An 18,017-nucleotide genomic window follows, 5' to 3' on the forward strand; every position below is an offset into this window, starting at 1 on the left:
TTAAAAACCTGCAAACGAAATCAAGTTGCTGCCGGTCGGGTTTCGCGCCGACGGCGCCAGGATCCCATCATAACCATTAGCCTTGGCCCAGGCGCCGATTTGATGGGTCTGGGTGTATTTGTCGCCGGTAATGCTCTTGAGGGAGACCCCCAATTGTTTGCGCACATCGGCCCGGGTCAGGTCCAGGACGTTGTTGAGCTGCACTTTCTTGCTGACCAGCACGCGTGTGGACAGGTCCACGCCCCAGTGATTGACTTCGCCCATGGCTGTCTTGCGTGAGTTGGCGCCATAGACACCGCCCAGGCCGGGGGCGGTGTAACGGTGCCTGGAGGCGACGTTCCACTTGTGCGCCGTCCAAGTCGTGCTGATCCGCCCCGGCTCTTCAAAGCGATACACCGTTCGGTTGACCTTGCGACCCTTGGGCGGCGTCGAGCATTTCATCAGCCCGAAGGGGTCGATCCAACTCACCGGGTTCGGCGCGTACTGGTAGAGGTTCAGCCCACCGGCTAAGCCGATCGGGTCTGGTGTGGTGAAGCGGCCGATGTCCGGGTCGTAGAAACGCAGGGTGTTGTAGTGCAGCCCGGTTTCGCGGTCCAGGTATTGGCCCTGGAAGCGCAGGTTCTGCTCTTCGATGTAGTACGGTTCGCGCAGCTCTTCGGCGGTGTTGCCCCACACTTGGTAACGGGCTCGCCAGAGTGTGTGGCCGTCGGCTTCCGAGAGCTGTTCGGGCAGGCCGTTGAAGTCGTTGTGGTAGTAGCGGACCTTCTGCTGATCGCCCAGGCCGTCGACCCTCGCCAGGGGTTCGTGGCTGTCGTCGGCGTAGATGTAGAGGCTGGTCTGGCTGTCGCGGTGTTCCTGCAAAAGTTGCAGCGCATCCCAGGTGAAACGGGTGCGGCTGAGCAGCGTGGCGTTGCGGTCGTACTCGGCTTTTTCGATGCGTCGACCCAACGGGTCATAGGTCATTTTTACGACTGAGCCGTTATCGTTGCGCACTTCCACCAGGCGTTGTTCGGCATCGTAGCGAAAACGCTGGACGCCACGTCGGGCGCTGCGTTTTTCCACCATGCGACCGAAACCGTCATAGCGGTAGCGCTTGTCCTGGTAGGTCAACAAGCGGTTATGCGCGACCTGGCCTGTGCCCAGGCCGTCCAGCAGGTTGGCGGCCGGGTCATAGGCGAAGCTTTCACGCTGGCCTTGAAGGTTGTCCTGGCTGGCAAGAATGCGGCCGGTGGCGTCATAGTGCAGTAACTGGCGATGGGACGCTTCGGGCTGGCTGTCGAAGCGCTCCACCCGTTGATCGCTGGCGTCATAGCCAAACAGCGATTGCGCCACAGGCTGCAGCAGCGTGGATTGACCCTGTTGCCGCCGCTGGCGGGCCCGCAGGCGGCCACTGCGGTCGTATTCGCTGCGGGTGCTCTGGCGCCCCTGGGTGCGCAGCACTTCGCGGTGCAGGCGATCGCGCTCGAAATCGCTGATGACCTGGCCGTCGAGGTTGATCTGGTGCAGGTGACCGCTGCCGTAGTGCAGGCGGTTCAGCCAACGACCGTCGGGAAGCAGCGTCTGGTTCAGGTTACCCAGTTCGTCATAGCGATGTTCGAGGTTCCCCGCCCAGCCTTGCTCGGTAATCAATTGCCCCAGGGCGTCGTAACGCAAGCCCAGGCTTTGTACTTCACCGGTCTGGCTGGTGAAGGTGATCGTGTTGACCTGGTCGAGCGCGTCATAGTGGTACTCGGTGCGCCCGTCTGCGGTGACTTTCGCCACCAGTCGCCCCATCGCATCGCGCTCCAGCTCATGAATGATGGGGGCTTGGGGGGCGAGGTCCAGGTCGGTGCTGCCAGGCACCGCGAGCGCTTCCACGCGGGTGACGTTGTCCAGCGGGTCGTAGGCGTAGCGCTTGAGGCTGCCGTCCAGGCTGTGTTGGGCGGTCAAGCGGTCGGCGGCGTCCCAGGCGAACCGGTAGCGCTCACCGTTTTCGTTGGTCAGGGCCAGCAGGCGCCCGTAGTTGTCGTAGCTCAGCTCCACCCGGCGACCATGGGCGTCGGTGCGCACCCGCAGTTGACCGCTTAGGGTGTGTTGGAAAGTTGTCGTATGCCCGGCCGGATCGCTATAGCTGATCAATTGTCCGCTTGCGTCACGCTGATAGTGCTCGGTGCGCCCGTCCGGCAGTTGCTTGCTCAGCAGTCGACCCTGGTCGTCGTAGCTGAAAAGCGTCCGTTCTCCCAGTGCGTCGGTGCTGCTGAGCAACAGCCCTCGCTCGCAATAGCTCAACCGTGTGGTGTAACCGGAACAATCGGTGTGTTCGCTGAGTTGCCCAAGCGCCGTCCAGCGCATGCGCTTGCTTTTGCCGGTGGCGTCGATGACCTCCACCACTTGGCCGTGGGCGTCGTGGCGATAGCGGGTGACGTGGCCCAGCGGGTCGGTTTCGCGAATGCGGTTGCCCCGCGCGTCATAGCGGTACTGCCAGGTATTTCCCGCGGCATCGGTTTCAGCCAGGGGCAGGGCCCAGTGTTCGAGCCACAGGGTTGACTCGCTGCGCCCCAGCGGGTCGCGGGTTTCGCAGAGGTTGCCCGCTTCGTCATAGCTGAACTGATGTTGTCCGCCGTTGGGATCGGTCGCCCCCAGCAACTGGCTTTCGTCGTTCCACTGGAAGGTCCAGGTGCGACCCAGCGCGTCGGTGTTTTCGGTAATCTGATATCGGGTATCCCAGCGACGGGTGCTGATGCGCTGCAAACCGTCGGTGATGCGCGTGGTCCCGGCGGCCAGGTCGTAATCGAAGGTGTAGGCGTCGCCCGCGTCGGTCCAGTGGCGAACCACGCGCCATTCCAGGTTTTCAACCAACGCCCATTCATAGAAACAGCGAAGCCCGGTAGGCAGTTGGTGTTCCACCATTCGCCGCCCGGCGTCGTAGGCGTAGCGACGTTTTACCTGGTCGTTGGACTGACGGACCTGCGCCAGATCGCCCTGGCCGTCGTAGCCATAGTGCATCAGCACTTCCCGGCGTTGATCGGCATAGAGGCGGTCGATCCGGCTGACCCGTTGTGGCCAGCGCTCGTCATACGCCAGTGCGATGCGGGTCAGGTCGAAGGTGTCACGCAGTTGCGCCAGGCGTCCGTTATCGTCGTATTCCAGGTGGATACGGTTGTCGTTGCGGTCACCCAGTTGGTTCAGGCGCAGCAGCGCTGCATTGGCTGGCGTGGGTTCGAACAAGCGGTACAGCCCGTCCGCGCTCTCTATCAGCAGCTCGCCGTTGGCATGCCGGCGCACGCTGAGGCCTTCACCGGCACTGAACACGGCACCGCCCAGGGGGATCGAGCCCATGTCGATGCGTCGGCCCTGTTCGTCGCTATAGACCAGGGTTTGGCCGCCGTCTGGATGGGGCAGGATTTCGACGCGCACCTCGTAGGGCACGCTCCAACCGGCACCGAACAATCCGTCGCGGCGTTCGTCGCGGCTGTTGTAGAAGCGTTGCCAGTCGATCGGCAAGATGCCGGGCAGGACGAAGTCCATCTCCTCGACATCGCCCAACACTTTGGCCCCGGTGGCGGCGTGCACGGGGTTCGACGAGCCCATCGCGGCGTTGGCCGCGGCGCCCATCGCGCTACTGACCGCCATCGACGCCGCACCGCCGACCAACATGCAGGGCAGGTTACTGAGGAATTTACCCTTGCCGCCCTTGAGCATCAGCAGCGCCGTGACCGCCAGCCCGACGCCCGGGGTCTTGCCGCTGCGGATCTCGCGCACCACCACCGAACCGCCACCAATGGTCACGTCAGGTGAAATCAGCCCGGCTGATACCACGGTCGCATCGCAGGTGCTGCGGTCGCCACTGCGCACGGCGGGCTGACCGTTGATGGTGACTTTGTCCGAGCCTTCGGCCAGGAACTGCGGCGGCATCGGCGGGTGTTTCATGCAGGTGATCATGTCCAGCGGCTTGGGCACGGCACCGGGCGCGGGCACGGCGACGGTGGGACGCCACATCTGCGAGAAGAAATTCTCGGCCATGTCCAGGTAGCTGGGTTCGGCTTCGGGTGCTTCAAGTTCGGTGCCGGCCGGCGCGACATGGGACTCGATCGCCCCGGCGGCGCGGGCGGCAGGGATGTTGTTGGTCAAGGTGTTGGTGGAGCCGGTGAGGATGTTGGCCTGCACCGTGGGCGGGAAGAGGGCGTTGCCGATGCCCTCGCAGAGGTCGCTTAGCCCCTTGTCGGCCCCGGTCTTGCTCATGGCGAGGCCGACCACGGCGCCCACCACCGCGCCGAGCAGGAAGCAACCCAAGCCGCCAGTGGCAACGGTAATGCCCGTGGCCGCGACCACGGCAGCCGTCGCCACCGCGGTGATCGCAATGTTCGCGGCCACTTCCAGGACGCCGCCGAGGATATCGGCCATCATCGAGGTGTGGTTCAGCGCGTCGCCTAGCCGAGCGGCCCAGAGTGCGTCAGACATGCAGGGTGCTCATCAAGCCAGAGCGTCGAACAGCAGCGAACCCTTGATCGTTGCCCAATGCGCCGCTTCGGCATCGCCCAGTTTCTCGGCTTTCACGTAGCTCAGGGCAAGCATTTTGCGCGTGCCGGGCAGCACCAGGGCCAGCTGGAACTGGAAGACCTTTTCATTGCCCTTGTTGAACTGGCTGCGCAGTTCGATGGCTTCGACTTCCTGGTTGGCGCCTAAGCGCACGGTGGCGCCCGGTTGGCAGCGCAGGTCCTGGACCTGTTTTTCCAGGCGCTTGAGCTGGTCGTCGAGGTTGCTTTGCAGGGTCTCGCCCTCGGCCAGCAAGCTGCGGCTGACGATCAAGGACGTGCCCAGTTCGGGGAACTTGAGGATGTTGATTGTCGCGTCCAGCAATTCGCTGGGCGGCAGCTGGAACTGGAATTCATTGAGGCGGTAAGTCATGGCGCGAAAATCTCGAGGTTAGCCCTTGGGTGCAGGGAACGCGGCTTGGATGTTGGCATCGATGCTGCCCTTGACGCCCTGGCCGTCCGGCGTGGCTCCGGGGCCGCCACCGTTGTTCAGGTGCAGCACGCCGCCGGTGTTGAACTCGGCATCGCCGCTGGCGTAGAAGCTGATCTGTACGCCGGTCAGGTTGATCTGGCCGCTGGCGTTGAGCTCCAGGATGCTTTCGCCACATACCAGGCGCAGGTTTTCGCCCACTTCAATCACGTAGCTCTGGCTGATGCTGTCGGTCTTGCGCTGGCCGACGGAGAGGATGTCCTCCTGCTTGACGATGCGCAGGCGGTTGTTGCCGATGGTCACCGTCTCGTTGTGGCCGATGCTCTTGTTGCGGTCATGGCCCACCGAATGGCTTTCATCCACCTCGACCACGATGTCCTGGTTACGCTCGGCGTGGATGTACAGTTGCTCGGCGCCTTTCTTGTCTTCCATGCGGATTTCGTTGAAATTCGCTGGCGTGCCGCCCTTGCTCGAACGGCTTTTCATGCCGCTCTGGGTGGCATTGGCGGGCAAGTCATAGGGCACGGTCTGTTCGGCGTTGTAGACGCGACCGGTGATGATCGGCCGATCCGGGTCGCCTTCGAGGAAACTGACGATCACTTCCTGGCCAATTCGCGGGATCTGCATCGAGCCCCAGTTTTTCCCGGCCCATGCCTGGGACACGCGAATCCAGCACGAGCTGTTTTCGTTGGATTGGTCATGACGGTCCCAGTAGAAATGCACCTTCACCCGGCCGAACTGATCAGTCCAGATTTCCTCGCCCTTGGGACCCACCACTAACGCAGTCTGCGGGCCTTTGACGATCGGGCGATGGGTGATGGGCAGTGGCCGATAGCTTTGCTGGGCGTCGATACAGATCAGGCTGCTTTCGAACTGCGCCGAAGGCGCGCCACCGCCGGTTTCGCCGCTTTCCTGGGAAATGTAGTAGCGGGCGCCGACGATCAGGTATTCGCGGTTCTGGTCCTGGCGGGTGAAGCCGGTGAGGCTGAACAGATGCCCCGAGCCCAGGCCCCGAGCGTTACCGGCCAGCTCGACCTGTTCGTGCTGGGTCTGCAAGGCCTCGATGCGGGTGCGGGCGTAGTGTTCGCCGTCCTGGCTCTGCACGTAGGTGCCAGGGTAGTCGTACAGGGGATAGTCGCCGGCCGTGTGCGGGCGGGGCATGGCCGAGCGCACGTCGATGCGCGCACTCGGGCGCTGGAAGTCGTAGTCGTTGAGCTCCAGGGAGCCGGGCTGGACTTCCTGGGCCAGGTGCCAGTTGTGAATGTGGTCACGCTCGCGCTGCTGCTCGTTCTTCGGGTAGTACGGTACTGAGCCGTAGCCGGGGGCCGTGGTGTGGGCGCCATAGGCATCGGCCAGCACCAGCACATGCCGGCCCTGCTCATGGCGGAAGAAGTAGTAGATGCCTTCCTGTTCCATCAAGCGGCTGACGAAATCGAAGCTGGTCTCGCGATACTGCACGCAGTATTCCCACTCGCGATACGTCTGGCTCAAGGCGTCTTCGAAATCGGAAAAGCCCAGGTCGCGGAACACCTGCTTGATGATCTGCGGGATGGTGAGGTTCTGGAAAATCCGGCAATCGGAGGTGCGGGTCAGCAGCCAAAACCACGGGCGCAGGGTGGCCTGGTAACTGGCGAACTGGCCCTGGTCGACGTTCTGGCTGAAACGGGCGACGATGCCATGGAAATAACGCTCGCCACCGCCATCGAGTTGCAGGCTCACGCACATGGGCTTGCCGAGCACCTGATTGAGGTCGATGGCGTTGTCCAGCGAGTGCAACTGCAGCTCGTAGTTGAACAGCCGCCCCAGTTCTTCGCCGCCGCCCATGTCCTTGAGCAGCAGTACCTCAGGTCCCAGGGGGCTGGTGATCTTGGCCAGGCGTGAGGCTTGGTTGAATAACATCGCTCATCTCATCGTTGTAATGGCTGCGCCGCTGATTGCCTGAAGACACCGGATGCACTGTGGGAGCGGGCTTGCTCGCGAAAGCGGTGTGTCAGCCAACATTAATGTCGCTGACAGATTGCCTTCGCGAGCAAGCCCGCTCCCACACTTGATCCGGTTCCTATCAGGTCAGGCCGCGTCGCTGAAATCGTACTGCAATTCGTTGTCCACCGCGCTGATCCGCACCCCGGCCAAGGCCTTGCCTTCGAGCATGCGGGTCAGGAACTCGCGGCTCATGTCCGGCAGCAGACTGTTGGTCAGGATGGTGTCGATCATACGCCCGCCGCTTTCGGTTTCGGTGCAACGCGAGACGATCAAATCGATCACCGCGTCGTCGTAGTCGAAGGCCACTTTGTGGGTGCTCTCCACGCGCTTCTTGATGCGGTTGAGTTGCAGGCGGGTGATGGCCTTGAGCATCTCGTCGCTGAGCGGGTAGTACGGGATCGTCACCAGGCGGCCGAGCAGGGCCGGCGGGAAAATCTCCAGCAGCGGCTGGCGCAGGGCCTTGGCGATTTCTTCCGGCTCGGGCACGTTCTGCGGGTCTTTGCAGACGTCGGCGATCAGCTCGGTGCCGGCGTTGGTGGTCAGCAGGATCAAGGTGTTCTTGAAGTCGATCACCCGGCCTTCGCCGTCCTCCATCACGCCTTTGTCGAACACCTGGAAGAAGATTTCATGCACGTCCGGGTGAGCTTTTTCCACCTCGTCCAGCAGCACCACACTGTACGGTTTGCGCCGCACGGCTTCGGTCAGCACGCCGCCTTCGCCGTAGCCGATGTAGCCCGGTGGTGCGCCCTTGAGGGTGGACACGGTGTGGGCTTCCTGGAACTCGCTCATGTTGATGGTGATGACGTTCTGCTCGCCGCCGTACATGGCTTCGGCCAGGGCCAGGGCGGTTTCGGTCTTGCCCACGCCGGAGGTGCCGGCGAGCATGAACACGCCAATCGGCTTGCTCGGGTTGTCGAGGCCGGCGCGGGAGGTCTGGATGCGCTTGGCGATCATCTGCAAGGCATGGTCCTGGCCGATGATGCGTTTTTTCAGGTGCTGGTCGAGGTTGAGCACGGTTTCCAGTTCGTTGCGGGCCATGCGGCCTACCGGGATACCGGTCCAGTCGGCGACCACCGAGGCCACGGCCTGGTAATCCACGGTGGGCAGGATCAGTGGGGTTTCGCCTTGCAGGGCGGTCAGGCGCTGTTGCAGGTCCACCAGTTTCTCGCGCAAGTCGTGGCTGGCTTCGCTGCCGTCCTCGCTGTCCACTACGCCGACGCGCTCGCGCAGGGTGGCGCGGGTGGCGAGCAGCTCGTCCACCAGGGTTTTCTCTTCGGCCCAGCGGCTCTCCAGCTCGGCCAGGCGCTCGCGTTCGGTGCTCAGCAGGCTTTCGGTCTGGGTCTGGCGAGTGCCGATGACCACGCCAATGGCGTGCTCGCGGGCGATGATTTGCAGCTCGGTTTCCAGCGCTTCGATGCGCCGACGGCTGTCGTCCACTTCGGCCGGCACGGCGTGCAGGCTGATGGCGACGCGGGCACACGCGGTGTCCAGCAGGCTCACGGATTTGTCCGGCAGCTGGCGCGCGGGAATGTAGCGGTGGGACAGCTTGACCGAGGCTTCCAGGGCTTCGTCGAGGATCTGCACCTGGTGGTGTTTTTCCATGGTCGAAGCCACGCCGCGCATCATCAGCAGGGCTTTGTCTTCCGAGGGCTCGGCCACTTGCACCACTTGGAAACGGCGGGTCAGGGCCGGGTCTTTTTCGATGTGTTTCTTGTACTCGGCCCAGGTCGTGGCGGCCACGGTGCGCAAGGTGCCGCGGGCCAGGGCCGGCTTGAGCAGGTTGGCCGCGTCGCCCGTGCCGGCGGCGCCACCGGCACCCACCAGGGTGTGGGCTTCGTCGATGAACAGGATGATCGGCTTGGGCGAGGCCTGGACGTCTTCGATGACCTGGCGCAGGCGCTGTTCGAATTCGCCTTTCATGCTCGCGCCGGCCTGCAACAGGCCCACGTCGAGGCTGCGCAGTTCGACGTCCTTGAGGGCTGGCGGCACGTCGCCGGCGACGATGCGCAGGGCAAAGCCTTCGACCACGGCGGTCTTGCCCACACCGGCTTCACCGGTGAGGATCGGGTTGTTCTGCCGGCGGCGCATGAGGATGTCCACCAGTTGGCGGATCTCTTCGTCACGGCCGACGATGGGGTCGAGCTTGCCGCTGCGGGCCTGCTCGGTGAGGTCGACGGTGAAGCGCTTGAGGGCTTCCTGCTTGCCCATGGCGCTGGGGGCCATGGCGCCGCTGGCTTCGCCCGGCACGGCACCGGCATTGAAGCCGTCGCTGGCGGTCAGGGCGTTTTCCGGCGAGTCGCCGACGTATTCGTCAAAGCGCTCGCTCAGGGCTTCGACCTTGACCTTGTCGAACTCCGACGACAGGCCCAGCAACGCGTGGCGCAGGCTCGGTGTCTTGAGGATGCCCAGCACCAGGTAACCGGTGCGCACCTGGCTTTCGCCGAACATCAGGCTGCCGTAGACCCAGCCGCGTTCCACGGCTTCTTCGACGTGGGAGGACAGGTCGGTGATCGACGTCGAACCCCGTGGCAGGCGGTCGAGGGCTTCGGTGAGGTCACGGGCCAGGCGCGCCGGCTCGATGTTGAACTGGCGGATGATGCGATGCAGGTCCGAGTCCTGCAGTTGCAGCAACTGGTGAAACCAGTGGGCCAGTTCCACATAAGGGTTACCGCGCAACTTGCAGAACACGGTGGCGGCTTCGATGGCTTTGTAGGCCACGCTGTTGAGTTTGCCGAACAACGCGGCGCGACTGATTTCACCCATGCTCATGGCTCCTTGAGGTCTGTGAGGTGTTGGCCTGTTCGGCGTAATGCCGGGCCAGTATTAAATCGTTGGCATCTGTTTCGGGGCGACCCAGCCAGGTATTGAACCCCAGGCGGAAACGACCGTTGAGTTGCAGTGCCGGGACTTCGGGCTGTTCCAGGACCAGGTTCAGGTCCCAGTCCAACTCATGACCCAGGTATTCGGCGACCCAGGCCACCAGCTCGTTGAACGGTTGGTTGCCGGGCAGCATGCCCATGTAGTCGACGAGCTTGAGTGGCCCCAGGCGAATGCGGAATTTGTGCTGGCGATCCCACACGAAGCGGCCGAGGCAGAAGTCCACGCCTAGTCGGGCGTTGACACCGACGCGGCTGCGTTCGGGCAGTTCCAGCCATTGGCCGACGTATTCTTCGATCTCCACCGGCAGGCCGAAGTACTCGCTGAGGATCGCCTTCAAACCGTCCGGGTAGCGGGTCTGTGCCGACAGGTGGCCGCTGTAGTGCAGCTTCGCCGTGTCGGGGATCAGCCCCTGGTTGAGCAGGCTCGGCATGCCCCGGCCGCTGAGCGCCGCCAGGCGCGCCGACCAGTAGTCATCGTCCGGGCGGTCATGGCTGACGGTCGGCCGTGCTTCGGCCCAGGCCCGGTAGAACAGGCTGAGCAGGCGATGGTGAAACACATCGAGGAAGCGCTTGCTGGTGCTGTCGGCGTTGTTGCGCTGGCGTTCGCGCACGTATTCGGTGATGTGCAGCGGCATCGGGCCGTTGGGGCCGCCGAGGCCGAAGAAGAATTGCTCCAGGCGCGCCGGCGTACCGTCGCCGCCCGGTTGCACCGAGGCGAGGGTGGCCGGGGCGAAGGTGCAGTCGGCCTGTTGCCCGAGGCGCAACGGGTCATCGGCCAGGCGCAGGGAATGGCCCAGGCGCGGCAGCTCGGGAGATTCGCACTCGATGCGCCGCAACGCCTGGAAGAAGTCGTATTCCCAGGGCTCCTGGTGCATCGCCTCCAGGGTACTCACAGGGTCGGACGACGTCCGGGCTTGGCTTTCCATCGCATGATCTCGCCGCGTTCGGTGGTACGGATCACCGTCTCGGTAAAACTGTTGATCGACACGTAGCGTGCCAGGAAGCGCTCGAACACCGCACCGAGCAGGAACACCCCGGTGCCGCGAAACGCGTTTTCATCGAATTCCAGGGTGATCTCCAGGCCCCGACCGAACACGATCGGGCCGGGCATCGGCAAGCGTCGGGTGCAAGCCTTGCTGCTGACTTCCCGCAGGCCTTCGATCTGCAATTGCAGCGCCGCGTCGTTGCTGTCGCCGTACAGGCGCAGCAGTTCCCGCAGGGCGGCGGCGCCTTGGCCTTGTTCGCTCAACGACAAGTAGTTCAGCGACAACTGGCTGATCAGCCGCCAGGCCTTGGCATCGTGGGCATGGCTGGCCCGTGGGCGACTGGGACCTGCCACGCAACGCACGGCGCCAACCGGCGCACTGTCGGCCAGGGTGAAGTCGGTCTTGCCGTTGCCCACGCCCATGAACAGCGGCAGGTCGCGGTTGGTGCACAGCGCGGTCACGCCCAGCTGGCGCAGGTCGTGGCGGTAGGGCGCTTGCTGGCTGTCCACCAGGCTGACGAAGGTTTCGCTGCCGATGTAGGTCGAGCGCGGGCCGTTGCGTCGCTGGTCGCTGGACAGCACGCGCGGTTCGCGGCGCACGGTGTAGTAGGCCTGGTCGCGGCCATAGCGGGACGGATCGCGCACGGCGTAGAACGGCAAGAACGGCTGCTCCGGCCCGGTGCCGTGGCCGGTGAGGCCGCTGAGCGAATGTACTTCGAAATCCATCGGCCGGGTGCGGTCGGCGATCACGTGGTGTTCGTTGACCCGCTCCGACAAGTGAATGCGGTCCAGGCGCTTGGGGAACAGGTTGATGGCCGGGGTGCAGAACGGCAGGAACTGCGAAGCGCCGACGCTGCCTTCCAGGCTTGGATCGTGACGGTCGAACAGCACGATCAACTCCAGTTCCTGGCCGTCGCAGCGTTTGACCGCGCGGCTCAACTGGGTGAAGTCGACAAACAGGAAACGGTGGGGCAGGGCGAAGTATTCCTGCAACAGGCGATAGCCCTGGAAGGCCCGGGACACCACCGGCAGCGCGGCGTCGGCATCGTCGAAACCGCGCGAGCGCAACGCATCCTGGGGCAGACGCTCCACCCAGTCGCCCCCGGGCTTGCGGGCGAACACCGCGCAGGCATTGCCCAGCAGTTGTTCGTAGAGGCGGAAGGGCTGTTCGTCGGCGCCGCTCAAGTACAGTGGCAGGTTGTCCAGGGCCAGGCTGTTGAACGGCAGCTCGGCGCCGGTACGCAGCGTGATGCGCAGCCCGGCCTTGGCCTTGGGCTCGCTGGCGGCCAGGCGCCCGAGCACCACGGAAGGGTTGCCGAAGTATTCAGCCTGGCTGACCTGCAACGGCCACAACGTCACCGCGTGGGCGGTGCGGTACTCGCAGCAGGTCTGGGTTTCGCGACCCAGGGCGGCGCGCAGGACGGTATCGCGGGGCAGCGGGAAACCACTGCTCAGCGAGCCTTCGTCCGGGTCGGCCTGCATCTGCACCACGGTCATCGACGGTGTCGGCGCCAGGTAATGGGGGTAGGCGATTTCCAGCAGGTTGTGGGTGAAGGTCGGGTACTCGGCGTCGAGCTTGAGCTGCACCCGCGCCGTCAGGTAGGCGAAGCCTTCCAGCAGGCGCTCGACATACGGGTCGGCGCAGTCCATGCCGGACAACGTCAGCCGACTGGCGATCTTCGGGTATTCCTTGGCGAACTCCGCCGCGCTTTCGCGCACGTGGTGCAGTTCCTGGTTGTACAGTTCCAGCAGGCGCGGGTTCATGAGCGTCTCCGCTGGTCGGCGTTGACCACGCGCACATGGCCGGTTTCCAGGTCCAGATCGGTCTGCAGCATCAGGCGCAGGGGCACCGGCTGGGCCCAGAGGTCGCCTTCGATTTCGAAACTCAAGGCGTTGTGGTTCATCTCGGCCGTCGCCCGGGCCCGCACCCGCAGGGTGTGGCGCAGGATGCGCGGTTCGAAGGTGGCAATCGCCTGGTGGATCAAGGTTTCCAGGGCCGAGACATCGACGTTCGACGCGCTGTTGCCGGCCAGCGCCGGCAGGCCGAAATTCACCACCGACGTGCCCGCCGGGGTATGCAACGTGGCATCGGCGTCGAGCAATGACGTGGTGTTGAGCAGCCACGCCAGGTCACGCAGCACCGAGGCTTTCAATTGGGTCAGGGACAGCACGCGTTTGTCGGCGCTTTCCTTGGGGTTGGTCGGATCGTCGTCGGTCAACCGGTCCAATAGGGAGGGTTGGAGGCGATCGCGGGTGGCGATTTCGGTTACCAAGTGAAAAGGCCCGTGTAATTCTTCTGGTCACCTGTGCCACCCATGCAGCTGGCGTGGCGAGCGATTATCGAGGGTTCGAGTTGGCCATTGATCAGGCGTATGGCGCGGTACTCGGAGTGACATTGCGGACTGTTCTGAGCCGCGGTCGAGAAATGAAGAACAATGACAATAGGCACCTTGCCAAAGGTCTCGACATGCGACTTGCCTTGTCTGTCTACCGTGAACTGGCAGGGCCATGGCAGGTCGAGTGGCATTAGCGTCTGGTCTGGTTTGCGTAGCGCGCAGCGTTGTTGGTCATCGACCAGCGTCAACTGTTGCCCGCCCATCACGACGACTTGATTCACCGCTGCGGTTGAAGTCGCCGATGACGCTTGCTGCCCGGCACAGGCTGTCAGGCTCGAAAACAGGCCGCCAATCAATACAGCGCAACGAGCCTTGTTCATAAAAGCTCCCAGAACCAGATCGCCCTGGATCGATAGGACGGATCGTCATACCGGCTGGCGGTAAAGCCGCGGTTCCATAGATCGATATGGTCACCGGTGCGACCGTCTAAAGATTCCCCCAGTTGCTGGAAACAGTCCTTGAAGAAGATTAGGCCTCTTTTGTCCATCAGCTTGCGACGCTCTTCTGCGCCGCCTCCGAGAATCGTCGGACGACCTAGATGATGCTTCCACAACCAGTTTGCCAGTGATTCAGCACCCCGCGCATGGCCATGGGCACACTTGGGTTCGGTGTAGGTGGACTTGTTGACCTTGATGGTCAACTCGGTATTGAGTGTGATACTCATGCGAATCGCGCACTGGTTGGCCCACGGACCATCACAGGGTTTCGCGTCGGGGTAGGTCACCAGCAGATCGGAATACGCTTTCCACAAATTGATAAACGAAGGCTTGGCCATGACTCAGATACCACGTGGGAAAGAATTGGATTCGAGCAAGCACCAAACACCCCCGGCGCGTGGCACCGGGGGTATTTTCGATTACACCTTGACGTTCTGACGGATGTTCCAGCCGAACTTGACCGGACCGCCTTCCTTGGTGCCGTCGGCTTTCTGTGGCTGGTAGTCCACCAGCACCTTGGCGAAGTTCAGGGTGACGTTTTCAGTCAGGCGATCATCGCCGCCCGAGCCGCCGGTGCTCAGGGAAGTGACCAGCACTTCTTCCAGGTTGATGATCATGTACTCGACCTGGCTTTCACCGCCGGCCTTGCGCACGGTCAGCTTGACCTTGTCGATGTGCTTGCCGCTGGCGCAGTGCATCATCAGGTTCGGCGAAGCCTTGTCGACGAACTTGGTCAGCGACAGGTCCTGGACGTTGACCTTGCCCGCACCACCGCCGCTGCCCACGTGCATGTTGCCGGACTGGGACATGCCCCAGCTCCAGTTCAGGACGTCGATCTCGTCCTTGTGGGCCTTGTCCATGGACTCGCCCTTGATGTCGCCGATCTTGATGAAAATATCAACAGCCATGTTTTCTCCCTGTGTGGTTTCTAACCACATTGTGTTTTGTTGATCGTTCCCACGCTCTGCGTGGTAACGCATCGGGTGACGCTCCGCGTCACTGGGACGCAGAGCGTCCCGGGCGGCATTCCCACGCAGAGCGTGGGAACGATCACATCAAGGTCGGTGTTATGCGCCCTTGGCCGACGGCAGTTTCGATACCAGGCGCAGCGACACGGTCAGCCCTTCGAGCTGGTAGTGCGGGCGCAGGTAGAACTTGGAGTTGTAGTACCCCGGGTTGCCTTCGACTTCTTCGACGATCACTTCGGCGGCAGCCAACGGATGCTGGGCCTTGGTGGTCTCGGTGGAGTGCGCCGGGTCACCGTCGACGTAGTTGAGGATCCAGTCCTGCAACCAGCGCTGCATCTCGTCCTTCTCTTTGAAGGAACCGATCTTGTCGCGCACGATGCACTTCAGGTAATGGGCGAACCGGCAGGTGGCGAACAGGTACGGCAGGCGCGCGGCCAGGTTGGCGTTGGCAGTGGCGTCCGGGTCGTCGTATTCGGCCGGTTTCTGCAACGACTGGGCGCCGATGAACGCGGCGAAGTCGGTGTTTTTCTTGTGCAGCAGCGGCATGAAACCGTTCTTCGCCAGTTCCGCTTCACGGCGGTCCGAGATGGCGATTTCGGTCGGGCACTTCATGTCCACGCCACCGTCGTCGGTCGGGAACGTGTGGGCTGGCAGGTTTTCCACTTCGCCGCCCGATTCAACGCCACGGATGCGCGAGCACCAGCCGAAGTGTTTGAACGAACGGTTGATGTTCACCGCCATCGCGTAGGCGGCGTTGGCCCAGGTGTACTTGGAGCTGTCGGCGCCGTCGGTGTTTTCTTCGAAGGCGAAGGCTTCCACCGGGTCGGTCTTGGCGCCATAAGGCAGGCGCGCCAGGAACCGCGGCATGGTCAGGCCGATGTAGCGCGAGTCTTCCGATTCACGCAGCGAGCGCCAGCCGGCGTATTCCGGGGTAGTGAAGATCTTGGTCAGGTCGCGCGGGTTCGACAGTTCCTGCCACGAGCCCATGCCCATCACGGTCGGCGATGCCGCAGCGATGAACGGGGAGTGCATGGCCGCGCAGACTTTCGACAGCTCGCCCAGCAGCTCGACATCCGGTGGCGACTGGTCGAAGTAGTAGTCGCCCACCAGGCAGCCGTAAGGCTCGCCGCCGAACTGGCCGTATTCTTCTTCGTACATCTTCTTGAAGAGCGGGCTCTGGTCCCACGCGGTGCCCTTGAATTTCTTCAGGGTCTTGTGCAGGTCGGTCTTGGAGATGTTGAGCACGCGGATCTTGAGCTGCTCATCGGTCTCGGTGTTGTTGACCAGGTAGTGCAGGCCACGCCAGGCGCTTTCCAGTTGCTGGAAGTCGGGGTGGTGGATGACCTGGTTGACCTGGGCGGTGAGCTTGGCGTCGATGGCGGCGATGATCGATTCGATCGACTTGATGGCGTCGTTGGACACCAGGTCGGTCTGCGCCAGGGCCTGTTCGGCCAGGGTACGCACGGCGGTCTCGACGGCTTCGCGGGCGCGCTCGGTCTTGGGTTTGAATTCTTGCAGCAGCAGGGACGCGAACTCGCTGGTTTCTTCTGTCGCGCCGAGGTTCTGTGCGCCTTCGCGGGCTGTATTGTCAGTCATGATCATTGGTCCTGTGCTGGCTTCGGCGCGCTCGCCAGGGCCTGCAACAGCGCTGGGTCCTTGATCGCCTTCATGATGATTTCTTCGGCGCCGGTCTTGCCGTCCATGTAGGTCAGCAGGTTGGCCAACTGGGTGCGCGCTTCGAGCAGCTTGTTCAGCGAGTCGACCTTGCGGGCCACGGCCGCCGGGCTGAAGTCGTCCATGCTTTCGAACGTCAGGTCCAGGCTCAGGTTGCCTTCGCCGGTCAGTTCGTTAGGCACATGGAACGCCACGCGCGGCTGCATGGCCTTGAGGCGCGAGTCGAAGTTGTCGACGTCGATTTCGAGGAACTTGCGATCGGCCACCGCTGCCAGAGGCTCGGCGGGCTTGCCGGCGAGGTCGGCCATGACGCCCATGACGAAGGGCAACTGGACCTTTTTCTCGGCGCCGTAGAGCTCGACGTCGTACTCGATCTGCACTCGAGGCGCGCGGTTGCGCGCGATGAATTTCTGAGAACTTTGCTTCGCCACGTTGCTGCTCCTGGTCGCTTGAGCGACGGTGTTGGCGTCATCGGGGGTGCCGGTGACGTGACTGCGTGATCCGCTCGCTTTTTATTCGCTGTCTGGGCCGCGCAGGTTTTCAAATTGACTCATGCCGTCGGGAATCAGGTTGCGCACAATGGCCGCGAAATCGGCGTGCACCAGATTCTTGGCCCGGTTCAACAGCACCGGCAGCGGGCTGGAGGGCTCATGACGGGTGTAGTAAGCGAGAATCCGGTCCAGGCTGCGCAGCACATCGTCGCGGTTGTTGATGTCGCCGCTGACGGTGTTGGTATTACGCGGTGAGCTTGTGACATTTACATGTACATGCTCAGCGGGCGCTGCGCTGTGGTCGCCGACGGAATCGGCCTGGGCGTCGTCGCCACTCTGCGGGGCGAACTGGCCGAGAATCTGCAGGGCCATCTTCAAAGGTTGCTTCAACGGGCCGAGGTCCACGCCTTGGGCGGAACCGACCTGGTCGCTGACCTGCTGCTCGATGGCTTCGGCGGCGCTGCGGGCTTCGAGCAGGGCGGCGCGGGTGATTTCCAGCTGCTCGGGGTCGCTGTCGAGCAGGGCCCCGGCGAGCTGTTCGGCACCGAGGTTTTCATCCGGGAAACTTTGCAGGCCACTGGCGTTGGCGGCGGCGCGCAGGCTGACGGCACCGAAGGTCCGCGAACGGGTCAGGATGCTTTCGCGCAGCAGGCGAATGGTGACATCGGACGTCAGGCCGGCGAGGGCATTGATGCGCACGGTGGGGTCGTTATCGTCATCGGCGTCCAGGCGCGGATGCAGTTCGGCCCAGTATTGCTTGAGCAGTTCGCTGATCAGCGTCAGCACACGGGCCATGCCCGGCAGACCTTCGAGGGCCAGGGAGCTTTGCATCAGAAAATGGGTAATGCGCAGGTCTTTGCTGCGCTGCAGCAAGTCCAGGCTCTGCTGCTGGATGCTGCGCCATTCAGGGGGTTCGGCAGGCAGGATCGAATCACCCATGCTGCGCTCGGGTTGGCCCCGGGAGTCACGTTCCAGGCGCAGGAAATCCGCGTCATATTCCAAATCTTCACCACACGGCGAAGTCGCGGAAACGGCGGCGAGCAGCAAAGGCACATCCACTTGGATCGATCTCCCTATCACCCGCTTGATAGAAGTCGGGCAGTTCACACGCAAGTTTCGGATGAAACTTCACATGTTCCTTGACGGTAATGGCCCTTTAGATTCGTGATGATCTTAAAGTGCCATCATGTATATTCAAGAAGTTGTGCATTTTTGGTGTAGTACTTATCGCTTGTCAAGGTAAGCTATTTCGCCTGTGTA

13 protein-coding genes are annotated in these 18,017 nt (G+C 63.0%); all 13 read right to left on the minus strand.

Annotation, left to right across the window (positions count from 1 at the left end; all coding sequences use genetic code 11):
* Positions 1–4,440, minus strand: a complete 4,440-nt coding sequence (locus BM317_RS08455) for an RHS repeat-associated core domain-containing protein (protein WP_092168352.1) — start codon at positions 4,438–4,440, stop codon at positions 1–3.
* Between the two features lie 12 nt (positions 4,441–4,452).
* Entirely contained in the window at positions 4,453–4,887 is a 435-nt protein-coding gene (locus BM317_RS08460) for a DcrB-related protein (protein WP_092473959.1), read from the minus strand.
* 18 nt (positions 4,888–4,905) lie between these two features.
* Positions 4,906–6,843: a type VI secretion system Vgr family protein gene (gene tssI / locus BM317_RS08465; RefSeq protein WP_092168355.1), complete on the minus strand. Its 1,938-nt coding sequence runs from the start codon at positions 6,841–6,843 to the stop codon at positions 4,906–4,908.
* Positions 6,844–7,011: 168 nt separating this feature from the next.
* Positions 7,012–9,690, minus strand: coding sequence for a type VI secretion system ATPase TssH (tssH, locus tag BM317_RS08470; protein WP_092168358.1), 2,679 nt, complete (start codon positions 9,688–9,690; stop codon positions 7,012–7,014).
* Positions 9,683–10,732 carry a type VI secretion system baseplate subunit TssG gene (gene tssG, locus BM317_RS08475; RefSeq protein WP_092473961.1) on the minus strand — a complete coding sequence of 350 codons (1,050 nt, stop codon included), beginning with the start codon at positions 10,730–10,732 and terminating at the stop codon, positions 9,683–9,685. Before tssG ends, tssH begins: the two co-directional genes overlap by 8 nt.
* Entirely contained in the window at positions 10,696–12,555 is a 1,860-nt protein-coding gene (gene tssF, locus BM317_RS08480) for a type VI secretion system baseplate subunit TssF (protein WP_060740016.1), read from the minus strand. The genes tssG and tssF overlap by 37 nt, the downstream gene beginning before the upstream one ends.
* The gene (gene tssE, locus BM317_RS08485) at positions 12,552–13,064 is read right to left on the minus strand and encodes a type VI secretion system baseplate subunit TssE (RefSeq protein ID WP_058542707.1); all 513 of its coding nucleotides are present in this window, start codon (positions 13,062–13,064) and stop codon (positions 12,552–12,554) included. The genes tssF and tssE overlap by 4 nt, the downstream gene beginning before the upstream one ends.
* A complete protein-coding gene (locus BM317_RS08490) occupies positions 13,058–13,507 on the minus strand; it encodes a hypothetical protein (RefSeq protein ID WP_092473963.1) in 450 nt (149 codons plus the stop codon). Before BM317_RS08490 ends, tssE begins: the two co-directional genes overlap by 7 nt.
* Positions 13,504–13,962: a T6SS effector amidase Tae4 family protein gene (locus BM317_RS08495; protein ID WP_092473965.1), complete on the minus strand. Its 459-nt coding sequence runs from the start codon at positions 13,960–13,962 to the stop codon at positions 13,504–13,506. The genes BM317_RS08490 and BM317_RS08495 overlap by 4 nt, the downstream gene beginning before the upstream one ends.
* An 81-nt stretch (positions 13,963–14,043) precedes the next feature.
* The gene (locus BM317_RS08500) at positions 14,044–14,532 is read right to left on the minus strand and encodes an Hcp family type VI secretion system effector (RefSeq protein ID WP_025216165.1); all 489 of its coding nucleotides are present in this window, start codon (positions 14,530–14,532) and stop codon (positions 14,044–14,046) included.
* 159 nt (positions 14,533–14,691) lie between these two features.
* On the minus strand, positions 14,692–16,188 hold the full coding sequence (gene tssC / locus BM317_RS08505; RefSeq protein WP_060740019.1) for a type VI secretion system contractile sheath large subunit: 1,497 nt from the start codon (positions 16,186–16,188) through the stop codon (positions 14,692–14,694).
* Between the two features lie 2 nt (positions 16,189–16,190).
* A complete protein-coding gene (gene tssB / locus BM317_RS08510; RefSeq protein ID WP_003206923.1) occupies positions 16,191–16,697 on the minus strand; it encodes a type VI secretion system contractile sheath small subunit in 507 nt (168 codons plus the stop codon).
* An 81-nt stretch (positions 16,698–16,778) separates the two neighbouring features.
* A complete protein-coding gene (tssA, locus tag BM317_RS08515; RefSeq protein WP_092473967.1) occupies positions 16,779–17,816 on the minus strand; it encodes a type VI secretion system protein TssA in 1,038 nt (345 codons plus the stop codon).
* Between the last annotated feature and the right edge of the window lie 201 nt (positions 17,817–18,017).

The organism is Pseudomonas sp. NFACC24-1 (genome assembly GCF_900115235.1).
In the GTDB taxonomy this organism is placed as follows: Bacteria; Pseudomonadota; Gammaproteobacteria; order Pseudomonadales; family Pseudomonadaceae; genus Aquipseudomonas; species Aquipseudomonas fluorescens_AA.